The sequence below is a fragment of the Clostridium zeae genome, from assembly GCF_017312485.1.
GTDB lineage: Bacteria > Bacillota > Clostridia > Clostridiales > Clostridiaceae > Clostridium_AR > Clostridium_AR zeae.
This window is the reverse complement of sequence record NZ_BMBA01000005.1, coordinates 81617-99367: the sequence shown is the minus strand read 5'-3', so window position 1 is coordinate 99367 and position 17751 is coordinate 81617. Positions and strand designations below refer to the sequence as shown.

The 17751-nt window shown below is 32.0% G+C and carries 13 protein-coding genes; 7 read left to right on the top strand and 6 right to left on the bottom strand.

What is annotated here, in order from left to right:
* Window positions 1-56 precede the first annotated feature (56 nt).
* A complete protein-coding gene (gene polC / locus J3477_RS19670) occupies window positions 57-4400 on the bottom strand; it encodes a DNA polymerase III subunit alpha (protein WP_206871635.1) in 4344 nt (1447 codons plus the stop codon).
* 666 nt (window positions 4401-5066) lie between these two features.
* Here polC and ahpC point away from each other — a divergent pair.
* Together ahpC and ahpF are read left to right on the top strand one after the other, a co-directional pair.
* Entirely contained in the window at window positions 5067-5630 is a 564-nt protein-coding gene (gene ahpC / locus J3477_RS19665) for an alkyl hydroperoxide reductase subunit C (RefSeq protein WP_206871634.1), read from the top strand.
* 10 nt (window positions 5631-5640) lie between these two features.
* Window positions 5641-7170 carry an alkyl hydroperoxide reductase subunit F gene (ahpF, locus tag J3477_RS19660; protein ID WP_284692016.1) on the top strand — a complete coding sequence of 510 codons (1530 nt, stop codon included), beginning with the start codon at window positions 5641-5643 and terminating at the stop codon, window positions 7168-7170.
* Window positions 7171-7343: 173 nt separating this feature from the next.
* Here the strand turns inward: ahpF and J3477_RS19655 are convergent, their stop codons facing one another.
* Window positions 7344-7844: a sterol desaturase family protein gene (locus J3477_RS19655; protein WP_206871632.1), complete on the bottom strand. Its 501-nt coding sequence runs from the start codon at window positions 7842-7844 to the stop codon at window positions 7344-7346.
* A gap of 267 nt (window positions 7845-8111) precedes the next feature.
* On the opposite strand from J3477_RS19655, the gene J3477_RS19650 reads away from it, so the two are divergent.
* Complete coding sequence (locus J3477_RS19650; protein ID WP_206871631.1) at window positions 8112-9677, top strand: glycosyltransferase family 39 protein; 1566 nt, start codon at window positions 8112-8114, stop codon at window positions 9675-9677.
* 119 nt (window positions 9678-9796) lie between these two features.
* Here the strand turns inward: J3477_RS19650 and J3477_RS19645 are convergent, their stop codons facing one another.
* The gene (locus J3477_RS19645; protein ID WP_206871630.1) at window positions 9797-10090 is read right to left on the bottom strand and encodes a CD3324 family protein; all 294 of its coding nucleotides are present in this window, start codon (window positions 10088-10090) and stop codon (window positions 9797-9799) included.
* Window positions 10091-10784: 694 nt separating this feature from the next.
* Between J3477_RS19645 and J3477_RS19640 the strand changes: the two genes are divergently transcribed.
* Window positions 10785-11447 (top strand): FusB/FusC family EF-G-binding protein, encoded by a 663-nt coding sequence (locus J3477_RS19640; RefSeq protein WP_206871629.1) that lies wholly within the window; start codon window positions 10785-10787, stop codon window positions 11445-11447.
* A gap of 124 nt (window positions 11448-11571) precedes the next feature.
* On the opposite strand, the gene J3477_RS19635 is transcribed toward J3477_RS19640, so the two are convergent.
* A complete protein-coding gene (locus J3477_RS19635) occupies window positions 11572-12075 on the bottom strand; it encodes an Rrf2 family transcriptional regulator (protein WP_206871628.1) in 504 nt (167 codons plus the stop codon).
* Window positions 12076-12279: 204 nt separating this feature from the next.
* Between J3477_RS19635 and J3477_RS19630 the strand changes: the two genes are divergently transcribed.
* Both J3477_RS19630 and J3477_RS19625 read left to right on the top strand, forming a co-directional pair.
* The gene (locus J3477_RS19630; protein WP_206871627.1) at window positions 12280-12651 is read left to right on the top strand and encodes a pyridoxamine 5'-phosphate oxidase family protein; all 372 of its coding nucleotides are present in this window, start codon (window positions 12280-12282) and stop codon (window positions 12649-12651) included.
* A gap of 15 nt (window positions 12652-12666) precedes the next feature.
* On the top strand, window positions 12667-12843 hold the full coding sequence (locus J3477_RS19625; protein WP_206871626.1) for a 4Fe-4S binding protein: 177 nt from the start codon (window positions 12667-12669) through the stop codon (window positions 12841-12843).
* 457 nt (window positions 12844-13300) lie between these two features.
* Here the strand turns inward: J3477_RS19625 and J3477_RS19620 are convergent, their stop codons facing one another.
* The gene (locus tag J3477_RS19620; protein WP_206871625.1) at window positions 13301-14188 is read right to left on the bottom strand and encodes a LysR family transcriptional regulator; all 888 of its coding nucleotides are present in this window, start codon (window positions 14186-14188) and stop codon (window positions 13301-13303) included.
* A gap of 254 nt (window positions 14189-14442) precedes the next feature.
* Between J3477_RS19620 and J3477_RS19615 the strand changes: the two genes are divergently transcribed.
* The gene (locus J3477_RS19615; RefSeq protein ID WP_206871624.1) at window positions 14443-15531 is read left to right on the top strand and encodes an NADH:flavin oxidoreductase; all 1089 of its coding nucleotides are present in this window, start codon (window positions 14443-14445) and stop codon (window positions 15529-15531) included.
* Window positions 15532-15735: 204 nt separating this feature from the next.
* Here J3477_RS19615 and tkt read toward each other — a convergent pair whose 3' ends face one another.
* A complete protein-coding gene (tkt, locus tag J3477_RS19610) occupies window positions 15736-17736 on the bottom strand; it encodes a transketolase (RefSeq protein ID WP_206871623.1) in 2001 nt (666 codons plus the stop codon).
* Window positions 17737-17751: the final 15 nt, after the last annotated feature.

Sequence of the window (17751 nt, the reverse complement as noted above, 5' to 3'; positions counted from 1 at the left end):
GGCCTCAGGAAAACCCTGAGACCTCTTTTACTTATTATATCTTAAATTTTCATTTATTATATTAAATCAAAAAAGCTCAACTGATCTTTTTCAGGAAGACCATTTAAACAGCCAAACTTTCTAAGCGAATCTACAGCCGAATTTCCTATTTTAGCACGTTTTTTTAAATCTTCTATAGAGTTTATTGGTGTATCTTCTTTTATCGCCTCTTGTACTGCATTGTATATTCCTTCTGCTGCTACATTTCCCATGCCCGAGATACTATTTATCGGAGGTCTTATTCCCTCCTCTTCTACAAGAAAGTTTGTAGAGTGAGACTTATATAAATCAATTGGTAGAAACTTAAGACCTCTCTCATACATCTCCAAAACCAATTCCAAATCATCATACATATCTTTATCTTTAGGTGCAGCCTGAATTCCTTGCATTTCAATTTCCTTCATCTTAGCTTTAACTTTTTCTTTTCCAAAAGTCATAAATTCTGCATCAAAAGCTTTTGCTCTGATAGTAAAGAATGCTGCATAGTAGGCTTTAGGTATATGAACTTTAAACCAAGCTATTCTGAAAGCCATCATTACATATGCTGCTGCATGGGCCTTAGGGAACATGTATTTTATCTTTCTACAAGAATCTATATACCACTCAGGAACTTGACATTCCCTCATTAGTGCTTCATATTCTGGCCACTTTGAATCCTTTAATGCCTTACCCTTACGCACTGTTTCCATTATCTTAAAGGCAGTGTTTGGAGGAAGCCCTTTTTTAATAAGGTAAATCATGATATCATCTCTTGTACATACGGCTTCACTTAAGGTTACTACTCCTTGATCAATTAAATCCTTAGCGTTTCCAAGCCATACATCAGTACCATGGGATAGTCCTGATATACAGATTAAATCTGTGAAAGCTTTTGGCATAGTATCTAAAAGCATTCCTCGTACGAACTTAGTACCAAACTCAGGAATACCAAAGGTTCCTACCTTAGAATTTATCTGCTGTGGTGTTACTCCTAAAGCTTCAGTAGATGAGAATATAGACATAGTTTTCTTCTCATCCATAGGTATAGTCTTTGGATCTACTCCCGTTATGTCTTGAAGCATTCTTATAACTGTTGGATCATCGTGCCCAAGTATATCTAACTTCAATAGATTCTGGTCAATAGAGTGATAATCAAAGTGTGTTGTTATAATATCAGAATTCGGATCATCAGCAGGATGCTGAACTGGGCAGAACTCAAAAATCTCTCTTCCCTTAGGCACAACGATAATTCCTCCTGGATGCTGCCCTGAGGTTCTCTTTATCCCTGTACATCCTTTTGATATTCTCATTATTTCGGCCTTACTTATTGTCATGTTCTTTTCATCAAAATACTTCTTTACATATCCAAAGGCTGTCTTCTCAGCTATAGTACCAATCGTTCCAGCTTTAAAGGTTGTTCCTTTTCCAAAGATAACCTCAGTGTATTTATGTGCTTTAGCCTGGTATTCCCCCGAAAAGTTTAAGTCAATATCAGGTTCTTTATCTCCATTAAAACCAAGGAAAGTTTCAAAAGGAATATCTATTCCATCCTTAGCGAGCTCTTCTCCACAAACAGGACAATTTTTATCTGGTAAGTCGAAGCCGTTCTTAAAGCCATGATCCTCAAAATCTGAATACTTGCACTTTGGACACCTGTAGTGAGGTGGCAGCGCATTTACTTCAGTTATACCAGTCATGTACGCAACAACGGAAGAACCTACAGACCCTCTGGAACCAACCAAATATCCATCTTCATTGGATTTCCAAACTAGTTTTTGAGCAATTATATACATAACTGAGAATCCATTTTTAATAATAGAATCCAACTCTTTTTCTAGTCTCTCCTGTACAAGCCCAGGAAGGGGATCTCCATATAGTTCATTAGCCTTTCCATAAGTAATGTCCTTTATAGTCTGCTCACAACCATCTATATGAGGAGTTGCTTTATCTGGAGATATTGGGCTTATTGGGTCACACATATCAGCTATCTTATTAGTATTTGTAACTACTACTTCATAAGCCTTTACTTTTCCTAAATAGTCAAATTCCTTAAGCATCTCATCAGTTGTTCTCAAGTATAGTGGTGCTTGCTCATCTGCATCCTTAAATCCCTGCCCTGCTTCAAGTATACGTCTATATATCTCATCCTCAGGATCCATAAAATGAACATCCCCTGTAGCTACTACAAGTTTATTAAGCTTTTCACCAAGAGCTACAATCTTTCTATTTATTTCCTTTAGATAATCTCTATTAGGTACCTGACCATTTCTCACCAAATAGTCATTGTTTCCTAAAGGCTGAATTTCTAAATAGTCATAGTCTTCTGCAATTGCTTCAATTTCCTCATCAGATTTTCCAAGCAGTATTGCTTGATACAATTCCCCATCACTGCAGGCACTTCCAATAATTAATCCTTCGGAATACTTTTTGTACATGCTTTTTAATATACGAGGTTTTTTATAAAAATAATCTAAGCTAGAGTAAGATACAAGCCTATATAAATTCTTTAAGCCTACATAATCTTTTGCAAATATTATTGCATGATGTGTTCTAAGCTTTTTATACTCTTCTTTTTTAGATTCTTCATCAGAACCATATAAGTCTACATCCTCAATAGTGGTTGCACCTCTTTCCCTTAGCATCTCAAGCATTACTTCAAAAACCTTAACGGTTGTATCTACATCATCCAATGCTCTGTGGGCAACTTCTACCTTTATGCCAAGATTCTTGGCAATTCTTCCTAGTTTATAACTCTTATACTCTGGGAAAAGCGCCTGAGCAAGAGATAAGGTATCTAAATATGTGAAATCAAAATCATATCCTAACACTTTTGCATTATGCTTTAGGAAACCTACATCAAATCCAGCATTATGAGCTACCAAAACACTTCCCTCAATAAACTCTAATAACTTAGGAAAAACCTTCTCTATGGTTTCCGCATCCTTTACCATATCATCAGTTATATTAGTAACCTCAATAACCCTTTCAGGAATTGGTTTTTCTGGATTTACAAAGCAGCTGAACTGGTCTATTACCTTACCACCTTGATACTTCATTACTCCTATTTCAGTGATTTTTTCAGTTACTGGTGAAAAACCTGTAGTTTCTAGATCTAACACACAATAAGTGGTATCAATATTCTGTCCCTTTGGATTTGTTACAGATGGCTTTTTATCAGGTGCAAGATACGCCTCTACTCCATATAACACCTTCATGTCAGGATTATTTCTTCCTAAAAGCTTATGAGCTTCAGGAAAAGCCTGCACCACTCCATGATCTGTTATGGCAATTGACTTCATTCCCCAACTCATGGCTCTTTTTATAAGATCAGTAGCACTGTTCATAGCATCCATTTGGCTCATCTGCGTATGCATATGAAGTTCTACTCTCTTGACCTCTGCATTATCCATTCTCTTTGCTCTTTTAATACCTTGAGTTTCTATTATAATATTAGCAATCATCTCAACTTCGCCAGAGAACTTACTAAAACTTGCACTTCCAACCAGTCTAACACCCTTAGCCTTTTTAAGTCTTGATAGCACAATATCATATTCTCCTGGCTTTAAGAAAGACTTACAGGTCATAGAACTGGACCCATCGTATAAATCAAAGGAGACTAGTGTCTTTCCGCTCCTCAATTCTTTAGCTTCTATATTAGATATCTCACCTTCTAAAGCTATTCTTCCTTCATCAGGTGTAATATCGGTAATCTTTATAACAGTATCCTTAATCTTAGAGCTTCTTCCTAAGATTACAAATGGATCGCCTTTCTTACCATCGGATTCTTCCTTTACTTCCTCTTTTTTAACTGGAGCTTCCTTAGGTGCATTATTGCTTTGCTCAGTTTTAATTTGCTTTATAGCAGCAAGCATTTCTTTTTCACGTGCTTCCTCATGAAGAATCAACTCTTCATTATTTACCTTATCAACAAACTTTATATTATATGTAGTACCGTAAAGAGATTTTATAGCCTCACGAAGCTGCTTATCATAACTCATAGCTTTTAAAAAGCCTGATGCTGCAATTTTAAAATCAAAGTTTATTGTCTTATCATCCACATTGTATTCACTGTTATTTATAATTGTCTTCAGCATAGGATGTTTATCTGCCATAAGAAGAATAATATTTCTAATTTCCTGTTCTATAGGCTTTTTATCCGTTCCATCAGCATACTTAACAGAAATTATAGAATCATTTAAAGAGAATCTTTTCTTTATAAATTTATTAAGTCTTTCGAATTCATTTACTTCAATATATTTATCTGAGCTGATTTTCATCTCTAGCCGTTTACTTTTTTTACTTAAGACTACCGATTCTACAATAGCAGTATTTATGTTACCACTTGTTTCATAGTCACTAAAAATTTCATTTATTTTTTTCATGGTATACTTTAACCCCTCTTCAAAATTTTTAGTACCTTACTATTATATAAAAAGACTTATTCTCTGTCATGTAGAAATAATATCTATATGCAAATTCCTTATTTAAAATTTTCTATATTTATACTTTGGTGATGTTATAGCACTGTGTTGAAATTAATTGGTTAATCATCCGTCGCTTTAATGAGCTACGCAAAGAATTAATATGATCTTTTCATATTCCATGGCTAAAACTGTAAACTCACTACGTTCGAACAGTACAGTTTTTTAACGCCATTCCATCTGAAAAAATCATTTAATTCTAATAGCTCGCTCATATAGCGTCTCCTGTATAACCAATTAATTTCAACAATACTCTTAAACATAACCCGAACTTTATATCTTTAATTATAAACAATATATAATAGAAAAAATCTTTATAAAAATTTATCTTTTATAACATACCCCTAAATATATTATTTCATTGGTTAGTTATTCATTAATGGGCATACTAACCTAGCGTTAAATAGTTAATGGAATAAATAAAAAAAATTCATACAAAACTATTGACAAATAATTCTTTAGTTTTATAATTAAGATTAAGTAATAATTACTATTACTTAATAAAAACTACAACAAGTATGTAAATCTAATTTAATTATAAAACCAAATTTAGGAGGTATTTTTATTATGTCACTAATAGGAACAGAAGTAAAACCATTCAAAGCATCAGCTTATCAAAACGGTAAATTTTTAGACCTTACCGAAGCAGATTTCAAGGGAAAGTGGAGTGTAGTTTGTTTCTACCCTGCGGACTTTACATTCGTATGTCCAACTGAACTAGAGGACTTGCAAGACAACTATGCAACTTTAAAATCACTAGGAGTTGAGGTATATTCAGTTTCAACTGATACTCATTTTACTCACAAAGCATGGCACGACACTTCAGATACTATCAAGAAAATTACTTATACTATGATAGGCGACCCTTCTCATACTATATCACGTAACTTTGATGTATTAATCGAAGCAGACGGTTTAGCTGATCGTGGTACTTTTATAATAGATCCAGACGGTGTGATTCAAGCTGTTGAGATAAACGCTGGTGGTATAGGTCGTGATGCAAGCATTCTTGTTAATAAGATAAAAGCTGCTCAATACGTTAGAAATAATCCTGGTGAAGTTTGTCCTGCTAAATGGAAAGAAGGTTCTGAAACACTTAAACCAAGTCTTGATCTTGTAGGAAAGATCTAAGGAGAAGCTTATTATGCTTGATTCCGATATTAAAGGACAATTAGCACAATATCTTCAATTGATGGAGGACAATGTCCTTATTAAAATCAGTGCAGGATCTGATAATATATCAAATGATATGATTTCATTAGTAGATGAACTAGCAGCTATGTCACCAAAAATTAATGTAGAGAGAGCAGCATTATCAAAAACACCTAGCTTTAGTGTCAATCGTGTTGGTGAAGATACAGGAGTAACCTTCGCTGGTATTCCTTTAGGTCATGAGTTTACTTCATTGGTGTTAGCTTTGCTACAAGTTAGTGGAAGACCGCCAAAGGTCGACAAAAAAATAATTGATCAAATTAAAAATCTTAAAGGACAATTCAATTTTGAATCTTATATTAGTTTAACCTGCCACAACTGTCCAGAAGTGGTTCAGTCCTTAAACTTAATGAGTATTCTTAATCCTAACATTACTCATACAATGATTGATGGCGCGGCTTTCAAAGAGGAAGTTGAAAGCAAAAATATAATGGCTGTTCCATCAGTTTTCTTAAATGGTGAATTCTTTGGCAGTGGACGTATGACTGTAGAAGAGATTCTTGCAAAGCTTGGTACGACTCAAGATCCATCAGAATTCAGTAATAAAGAACCTTATGATGTTCTTGTCATTGGAGGTGGTCCAGCAGGAGCAAGTGCAGCCATTTACGCAGCACGTAAAGGAATCCGTACAGGGATTGTTGCTGAACGTTTTGGCGGTCAGGTAATGGATACTGTTGGAATTGAAAACTTTATAAGTGTAAAATATACTGAAGGCCCTAAGCTTGCAGCAAGCCTTGAAGAGCATGTAAAGGAATATGATGTTGATATCATGAACTTACAGCGAGTAAAGGGATTGACAAAAAAGGATTTAATAGAAGTAGAACTTGAAAATGGTGCTGTTTTAAAAAGTAAGGCTGTCATAATTTCAACAGGTGCTCGTTGGCGAAATGTTAATGTTCCTGGAGAAAATGAGTTCAAAACAAAAGGTGTAGCATATTGCCCTCATTGTGACGCTCCTTTATTTAAAGGAAAACATGTGGCAGTAATCGGAGGAGGCAATTCTGGTATAGAAGCAGCCATTGATCTTGCAGGAGTTGTAAACCACGTAACTGTTTTAGAATTTCTGCCAGAACTAAAAGCTGATGCTGTACTTCAAGAGCGCCTTTATAGCTTAAAAAATATAACTGTTATAAAAAATGCTCAAACAAAAGAAATCACTGGTACTGATAAGGTAAATGGTATTACTTATATTGACCGTGATACTCAAGAAATTAAACATGTTGAGTTACAAGGAGTATTTGTTCAAATCGGTCTTGTACCAAATACAGATTGGTTAGGTGATACAATTGAACGTAACCGAATAGGTGAGATAATTGTTGATAATCATGGTGCTACAAACATACCTGGAATCTTTGCCGCAGGTGATTGCACAAACAGTGCTTATAAACAGATAATTATTTCCATGGGCTCAGGTGCAAATGCAGCTCTAGGAGCATTCGATTACCTAATAAGAAATTAACTTTAATCAAAAAGAAGGAAAGTCCTACTAATCATAGACTTCTCCTTCTTTTTGATTTTCTAAATATCTTTCTGTGTTAGTATATAGAGGTACCACTTAGTACTATCATTTATATTTTTAAAGACTCTTATTAGCAACTAACAGAGTCTTTAAAATAGTTCTTATATCTTTATCTATACTTTTTTTATAGTTCTAAATATAACATCCCAGAAGCTAGTTCCAATCCCAAAATTATATCTATACATATAATGATGAATCCTATGATGCTCCTTTAACCGCTTGAACATTTTAAGTTTAAATACAAATAGCTTCTTGTTCTTTTTATGAAAATAATAATGAGCAAATTCCTCCCACATATTGTAAATTATACATACTATAAGAAACAAAATTCCAAGAAACTTATTTCTCATAAATATTACAATAGCTACTGGAAGGTACAGTGCTATATTTCTTAAAATTTCACATAAGCTTGATAAAACGGTCTCCTTATTTACCACTTCAAGTTCATAAGAATCTATTCCATGAAATACTTTATGATGAACTTTCACATGTTCTTGCTCATAAGAATTATGAAGCAGAAACCTATGAAGACAATATTCTATTAAAGAAGAATATAACAAACCTGATATTATAGTCATTACTAATATAATTAAACCAGATAATTCTTTTATCACCTACAAAACCCAACCTCCTTTTATGGATTGAAATGCTTATCTATCTTTCAAATGATAATAATTCTCATATCATTCATTATAAACTATATCTTTAAATTTGTTAATAGTAATTAATTACCAACCACTCTGTTTATACTTATACTATAAGTTGTAGCTATAGTATTTGTGAATAAATAAAAAAAGTATATTTTTAATATATTCTTTAAGCTTTATTTAAGGTATTCAGCTTATACTGTATATAGTTAATATCTAAAAGGAGGCTTAATTATGACAGTGTTTTTTAAAAAAGGATTATATTTAATACTTACTTTCTTTATAGGAATATTCATAATATCTTCATTTTTTATTAGAGCAAAATATAGTTTTTCTGTATATGGCGATAACCCTATTTTAGAAAGGCAGAATATTGGTGTTTTTATTTTAGTTATAACAGTACTAGTTCTACTGAATATAGCATTATATAAACTGTGCTTAAAACTCAATAGGTATAGTAAAAAAATAGTAATTCCAGTTACCTTACTACTATCCTTTCTTGTTCAATTAGGTATTATATTTGCATTTACAGTTTTACCTACAGCTGATTCTCAAACAGTGGTTTCATTAGCTTTAAACATGCTGTATAACAATGATTATTCTTCATTTCAAGCTGGTGGGTATCTTTATATGTTCCCATTTAACTACTCCATTGTATTGTACTTAAAAGCTTTATTAGCTATATTTCCAGATAATTATCTTGTTATAAAGATATTTAATATATTATTTACTCTTGTTACGACTTTAATGATTTACTTAATATATAAACAAATTAATTATAAATCAAAAGAAAATGACTATGGTATTTTAGTATTTGGTGCTACTTATATACCAGCATTGCTAATGAGTAATTTTATATACAATGACATTATAGGAACAGCTCTATTAACTAGTGCTATATATTTTATCATTAGATTTGTAAAAGAAAAAAACATTAAACACATCATCATTTCCTCTGTACTTTTATCTATGGGTAACTACTTCAGAGGAATAGGGGTACTTTATCTCATAGCTGCAATTATCTATATTTTACTGAGTTTAAAGAAAATAGGCCTTAAAAAAGTTGCAACAGCCCTATTGATAGTAATTTCACTATTTAACATACCGAATTGGACTCAAAATATAGCTCTTCAATTAGCAAATAAAGTTAGTGAATCCATTACTATAAATTCTACACCGGTATATATGTGGCTAAACATGGGAATTAACATGGACAGGTTTGGTTTTTGGGACAATTTTCAAAGTTACAATATATATCAACAACAAGCTGGTTATAACAAAGAAGAAAGTATCCAGTTATATAAACAATCAATTGAAGATAAATTATCCAATGCAACCTTTGGTGATTTAATAACCATGTATTATAAAAAGATTGTATGGACTTGGACGGAAGGAACCTATCAAATTGATAGATACGGAATTGGTGATGACGGAACTACAAATAAAAGTCAAAGAATGAGTATGATCAGCGGTTATAGCTATACCACTTTTGCAACAGACTTATTTAAAGGTGATTCCCTATACAGAAGCTCCTTGCTTTTAGTATTGTATGTAATGAATTTTTTAATGTATTGCTTTATCCTCATTAGATTAATAAATTCAATGAAAATTAAAAGATATGACGAAGTACTCTTAGTTTTAGTGATATTAGGATTTATCGCATTCTATATATTATGGGAAATAAAATCCAGATATATATACCCAGTGTATCCATTATTAATAGCTTTATCTTATATGGGCTTTAAAGATACTTATGACTTTCTTTTAGAAAAAAATGCTAGAGTCTTTTTAGTTTTATAATTTTTAATGAAACACTATTAACTTTAATACTATATATTGTTTTGTATATTATTTAAAATAAAGGTCTGTAGCCATTTTGGTTTTATCAAATCAAGCTATAGACCTTTTAACCTTCTTTATCATTCTGTATTAGTCTTAACCACATTTTTCCTTTGTTGACCAATAATTCTTCTTATACTTTTATCTGAAAGATAATATTCCTTAGCTAAATCCAAAATTGCCATACCACTTATATATTTCTGATAAATTTCTTCATTTCTTACTTTTAAAGTACTTCTTGAACCGCTATTCTCTCCCCACTTCTTTTGCTCTTCTTCTCTTCTCGGTATATATAAATATTCTCCATTCACATATTCTTGAATAATTTTTACTATATCATCTGGTAAAACATTGTATGCATTACTATATTTCATATCTTTACTCCTCCAAAAATTTATTTTTTGTTGAAGCAAAGACCAAAAAAACTGTTACAAAGCTATGTTTGCAACAGTTTTATTCTTAATATAAAGGAATAAATGTATGAAATTATCTATTAAATCGCCTAATGCTGAATAATTGAACGCTAATTAAAGCTCTTTAATGAAAATCAAAAAGAACTTAACAAGACCACAAAATTCAACATCAGCTATTTTAACAAATTAATCTCCAAGCAAAGCATAGCCGATTTAGTTTTTATGGCCTTCGCAAGGAGTGTTCCTTAATCCCAATTCATGTTTGTAAATCATACTGTTTACACCTTTCATACATAATTACATCTAATTATTTTAATAAATTACATTTATATTATACAGTTTTTTTATGAGATTCTCAATTAGAATCTTATACTTTTCTAGGAAGAATATCCCCTATCTTTATATTATACCTTGTGTATATTTATCCTTTATTGTCAGGTACTATACAATAAAAATAGTTATAGAGAATTTTCTATGCTCATAATCATTACAGAAATATTAATTAGATTGAGCCCTTATTTTAAACCATGCTATTATTTTATTGTAAAAACCTAATGAAGGTTATCTATTTAATCTAATATAAACCTTAACTGATATCATATTTACTTACGATAATGATGAAAATAATATATTTTGAAGAGAGGCACTGAATTTTATGAAAGCTTTTATAGAGAAACATCAATATAATTATATAAAAAGATGCTTAAATGACTTAAGCAATACTTACAAAACTTGTTCAGATAGCAATGTCATTGATGCCTTTAAGGCCTATACACAGGATAAAATCTTCAACCTTTTTGCCAATTTGGCAGAAGAAGAAAGAGAACTGCTTAGCCTTAATAATATAACAGATCCATCTTATATAAATAATTATTTATATAATTTAGATGAATATGTATATGGTATGCCTGTAATCACAAATGCACAAATTAGCAAATTGTTTAAAAAAGAAAAGAAACTTAAACTTCCAGACTTAAACCAAGAAAATTCAAAAAATGTCTACCTAGGTTGGATTGATAAGGCCAGTAACAAGTTATTTGTAGTCTACAATATGGATGATAAAGTTATAGGTATGTCTTGCAGGATGACAAGCACCGACTCTAAAAAGGCTAATATATGTTCCTTGTGCAATTGCATACACGTAGAAAATGAAGTAACCTTTGTTTCACCTATCTGTAAAACATCTAATGCAGCAGAAGGTGGATACAAATCAATAGGCTTTACTGTATGCCTAGACAGTGAGAAATGTAACGACAGAATAGAATCTGTGGAAAAACTTGAGACTATCTTAAAAGAAGTTAATAATATAAAACTATAATGATATGGACATCTAGATTATCTCCACAAGTAATAAATTCATAAAATAGTTGAAATTTTATAGCCTAAACCACCATATTTGATGATTTAGGCTATTATGTATTGTAAAATATTTCGCTAATTTATTACTTTTTGCTATTATTAAACCATTCAAATGTTGCTATTTCTACGTCCTTAGGAAGTTTTTTATTATATACCTCATCATATAACCATGCTAATGTCTTACTATTTAGGTGTCTTCTCATTTCTGCTTCTGCGTCTAACATTACAACCTTTATTAGACAAGGACATTTCGTATGTGAATCTGGCAAGTTATCCTTATCTAATAATATATTATTTTGCCTAACTTCTGCACATTGAAAGAATGGTTCGCTTCCTTCTACTGCTTCAACAACATTCCAAAATGTTATCTCTTCTGCATTACGAGCTAAAGCATACCCACCTTTTACACCTGGTATAGATTTTATAATTCCCGACTTGCTCAATTTCGCATATACCTTTGATAAATACGTTTCTGAAACCCCTTGAAACGTAGCTAAATCCCGTATACCCACAGATTTACCTTCTTCTAGTTTTACCATATATAATAAACAATGTAGCGCATATTCTACTCCAATTGAAAATTTCATTTCTTTCATACTCCTTTAAACATCTTGTGACCTTCTCTTAATAATAGCCTATTATTTATTCTCATTCAAGATATAGCTTCAACAGTAAATATATACTTTTTTAGAAAACATTTTTATTGACAACCCCAAAGAAAAATTATATTATAATTCTAGACAATAGTTGTCGACGATAAATCTTATCCATAATTTTAGGAGGAATATAATATGTTTACAGAAAAATTTCTTGAAGTACTAAATCATGAAGGTGTAGTTTCTATTGTAAGTTGCGCAAATAATAAGGCTCATGTTGCTAATACATGGAATAGTTATTTAGTTATCGTAGAGGGAAATAAAATTTTGATTCCTGCAGCAGCTATGCTTAAAACAGAAGAAAATATAAATTCTAACCCTGAGGTTAAATTAACTCTTGGTAGTAAAGAAGTAATTGGCTATAACTATATGGGAACCGGATTTTTACTTGAAGGAACGGCTAAATACTTAAAAGATGGAGAGCACTTCAAGATGATGAATGAAAAATACTCATTCTTAACAAGAGTATTAGAAATAACAGTTAATTCTTGTAAACAAACACTTTAATAAAAGGAGAAAACTATGCCTAGAAGAATTAATAAATCAGATTGTGTTGGTTGTGGAACTTGCCAAAGAGTATGCATTGTTGGATGTATAACACAGGAAGATGATAAAAAGAGATTAATCAATGAATCTGCATGTGTTGACTGTGGAGCTTGTCAATACGCTTGCCCTAAGAAATGCATATCTCAAAATTAATTTTCCTAAATAGTTTTTATCATCAAGGTTTTTTAAAGATGTACCACTTCAATCTGAAAATATAAATTTTATAATGAAGTGGTTTATCTATAGATGTACCACTTCGAACCGAAATCTATTTTTAAAACTCTCACGGCTTCTGGTGAGAGAATTTAAAAATAATAAGTTTTATTGCGAAGTGGTGCATAAATATATATAACTAATGAAAAAATCTACACATAGTAATTATAGAAATAAATATTAAAAAGGAGGAAAACGCCTGTCATACAAGGCTTCTCCTTCTTATTAATATCTATTATATAATCTCAAGTATAATTCAATACATCGAAATGATTGCTACTTAAGTTTGTTGATAAACAACAAAATTAAGCGATTATTTGTACTATCATTCTATATCAATATGATTGTTATTAACCGTGAAACTATCTTTATCCCACATCCTTGAATATTAAAGTAATTATATTTTATCCTCTCTTATAAAATTCACATCATTACTTTCTTTAATCATTCTAACGAATTCTGAAAATGCACTTGTAACCACACCATTTTTGTTCCTTATAAAGTATGTGTAAACAAGGCTGTATTCCTCTGGAACTGAAAAAGAACGTAAAAGTCCTGCCTTTTCATATCTTATAATAGAAGCTTCTGGTACAAAAGCAGCTCCAAGCCCAGAAATTACTCCATTAATACTAGCATCAAGACTATTAAATTCTATATATGTGAGGTCTCTTATTCCTTGAGAATTAAAATATCTCATAAGCATTTCCCTATTTACACAGCCAACTGAATTAAGTAAAAAAGGTAATTTGTATAGTTGCTGTAAGTCATTAATTTCAGGAGAAGCTATAAGTACAAGCTTTTCTTTGTAGACAAGTTCACTTATGAAATTCTTTTCTTCAAGCACAGAGGCCTTCACAAAGGCGCCATCTAATTGAAAGTTTAGAATCCTTGTTATAAGGTCTTCTGTCTTTGCAGTTATTAAAGATAAATTCACCTCTGGATACTTTTTATGATACTCTGAAAAAATCTCTGGTATATTAATTGAATAAGTAAGATGAGTTGATCCAATTGCCAAACGTCCAGATGGTTCAGAAGATTTGTTCATTACTTTAGCTGCTTCTTCAAATAAGTGCAATATTTGCTCTGCATAAGGCAACAACTTTTCTCCTTCAGCAGTTAGCACCATACCTCTTTGTCTATAAAACAGCGGTACTCCAAATTCAGTTTCAAGATGCTGAACTCTAGCTGTAACATTTGACTGTACATATCCTAAGGTTTGAGCTGCCTTTGTTATGTTTCCTTCTGCTGCAACTGCTCGAAATATCTTCAAATCATTACTATCCATAAGTAACCTCCATAATATATATCACTATTAATGATTAAACCAATCTAATATAATCATTTTACATGATTATATTTTTAAAGTAAACTTTTATCAAGATGATTTATAGGATTCCTAACTCAATTATTAAATTATTCATACAAGATAATCACCATAAACTATGTCTATCGAACAAGTATATCTTAAGATGAGTGGATCCTTAATTATGATCATCCATAATAAATAAAAAATTTAATTAATATTAAGGAGAGCTTATAATGAAAACATTATTTGATCAAACACAATTTGCAGGATTAACTTTAAAAAACAGATTTGTTCGTTCTGCAACAAATGATAAAGCAGCAGATAAAGAAGGACATGCAACTGAAGAATTACTTAAAATTTATGAAAATCTTGCAAAGGGAGGCGTTGGAACTATCATTACTGGACTGACAAGAGTAAGTGATTTTGAAAGTTTATTACCAGGACAGATGAGTATTTCTAATGATTCTTACATTGATGAATATATAGAGCTAACTAATAGAGTTCATAAGTATGCTGCAAATATAATTCTTCAATTGGTCTGCACAGGAATACAAAATCCTAGTATTGAAAACGGAATAGCTTGGGGACCAAGTGCAGTAGAGGATTTATATTACAAAGCTATTCCAATGGAAATGACAAAGGAAGATATATATAATATGGAGAATGCTTTTGCTAAAGGCGCTCTTAGAGCTAAAAAAGCAGGCTTTGACGGTGTACAAATGCATGTGGCTCACGGATACCTTCTAAGCAAATTTTTAAACCCATATTATAATCGTAGAAAAGATGAATATGGTGGTTCCCCTGAAAATAGAGCAAGGGCAATTATTGAGACTTATCAAAAAATAAGAGAATCTGTTGGTAAAGAGTTCCCTGTTTTAATCAAAATTAACTGCGATGATTTTATGGATCAAGGATTGTCTTTAGAAGAGTGTCTAAACGTGTGTAAGTCACTTGAGAAAGCTGGAATAGATGCTATTGAAATAAGCGGAGGAAGTCCTTCATCTAGACTTGGAGAAGGCGTTATACGAAATATAAAACCAGAAAATGAATCCTATTTTAAACAATTCTCAGAAGTAATTGCAAAAGAACTCAATATACCTCTAATCTCTGTTGGAGGTAACAGAAATTTTGATAAATTAACAGATATAATAAATGAAACTTCAATTGAATACCTTTCATTAAGCAGACCTCTAATAAGAGAATCTGATTTAATCAATAGATGGAATAATGGAGATAGATTGCCGGCAAAATGCATATCCTGCAGTAAATGTTTCAGCAGAGGAGAAGACCAAACAATAACAAAGTGTATTTTTAATAAATAGACTTCTAACCAGATAGGGTCAATAACTAATTTTTATTCACATAAATTTAGCTATTGACCCTTTAAATCATATCTAGTCTAGATTTAAAATATATTTACTTACACAAACTAACTATTTATTATTAGAAACAACTTCCATTATCAGAAATTATGTTAATGATTATTTTATTTATAATGGTAAAGTATTAGTAATTTTTATCTGATTTTAAATTTCCATATTTTTAATTACATTAGTAGCACTATTTACAACATTGTCAACCGTAAACCCAAATTGTTTGAATAAAGTTTCTGCATTTCCTGATGCTCCAAAAGTATCTAAGGATATTATTTCTCCATCAAGACCTACATATTTATGCCAACCAAAAGACGTCAAGGCTTCAACCGCTACTCTGGCACGAACTTTATTTGGCATTACCGATTCCTTATAAGCCTTATCCTGTGCCTCAAACAGCTCAAAGCTTGGCATACTTATAACTCTTGCGTCTATTCCTTTAGCCTCTAGCTCTTCAGCTGCTTTATAAATCAGTTCTACCTCTGAACCTGATGCCATAAGAAGTACATCTGGTGTTTCCTTCTTAGAATCCTTAAGAATATATCCACCCTTCAGTGCTCTTTTTGCGCATCCATCGTATAGAGGCAATTTTTGTCTTGTTAAAACTAATGATGTTGGTGTAGAACCATTAGTTACAGCATAATACCAGGCTGCAGCTGTTTCCCTTGAATCAGCTGGTCTAAACACTGTCATATTTGGCATACTTCTTAAAGCTGCTAGCTGTTCAATAGGTTGATGTGTTGGTCCATCTTCTCCTACTCCAATACTGTCATGAGTCAATACATAAGCTATTGGAAGATTCATTAATGATGATAATCTCATAGCACCCTTCATATAATCACTAAATACAAAGAAGGTTGCACAGAATACTTTTAGCCCTCCATGAGCGTACATGCCGTTAGCTATAGCAGCCATAGCATGTTCTCTAACTCCAAAGTGAAGGTTTCTTCCACCTCTATTTTCTGCTGAGAAATCTCCTTTACTAGCCATATATGTTTTGTTCGAAGGTGCTAAATCAGCTGATCCTCCTATAAAATTAGGTATAATATTTGCTAATCTATTTATAACTATTCCTGAAGCATCTCTTGTAGCCATTTCCTTATCAAAGTTCCAGAAGTCACCGTTATTTAATAAAGCTTCTTTATCAATTTCACTCTTCATCCACTTACTATATTCTTCAGCAAGTTCTGGATAAGCTTTAGAATATTCATTGAATAGTTTATTCCAAGCTGTTTCCTTTGATACACCATTTTCTATGAAGTTATTCATATTTGCATAAACTTCATCAGGCACATAGAATGCAGGTTCTATCTTCCAGCCAAGATTTTCTTTCATGGCTGCAACATTTTCAGTACCTAGAGGTTCCCCGTGAGCTGATGCTTTTCCTTGTTTTGCTGGGCATCCAAATCCAATTTGATTTTTAACAATTATAATTGTTGGTTTTGATATTTCAGCTTTTGCCTCTTCTATTGCTCTTTCTATTGCATCTATATCATTTCCATCTGCAATCTTTAATACCTGCCATCCAAAAGAATCATATCTCTTAGCCACATCTTCCCTAAATGCTATGTCAGTATCTCCTTCAATTGAGATATTGTTCGAATCATACAACACAACTAACTTACCAAGACCTAATGTTCCTGCAAGTGACGATGCCTCTCCTGAAATTCCCTCCATAAGACATCCATCTCCAACTATAGCATAGGTGTAATGGTCAACTACATTATAGCCTGTCTTATTAAACTTTTCTGCAAGATGAGCTTCTGCTATGGCCATCCCTACTGCATTACATATACCTTGTCCAAGAGGGCCAGTTGTAATTTCAACCCCTTTAGTGTGACCATACTCAGGATGTCCTGGCGTTAAACTTCCTATTTGTCTGAAGTTTTTTATATCTTCAATAGTTATTCCATATCCAAATAAATGTAATAAGGAATATTCTAGCATTGAACCATGTCCTGCTGATAATATGAACCTATCTCTATCATCCCAATTAGGATTTTTTCCATTATGATTCATTTTAGTCCAAAGAGTGTACGCCATACTAGCAGCGCCAAGCGGTAACCCAGGATGACCAGATTTTGATTTTTCGATCGCATCTGCTGACAACACTCTTATTGCATTAATTGATAATTTATCTAACTCTCTACTCATATATTTCCTCACATC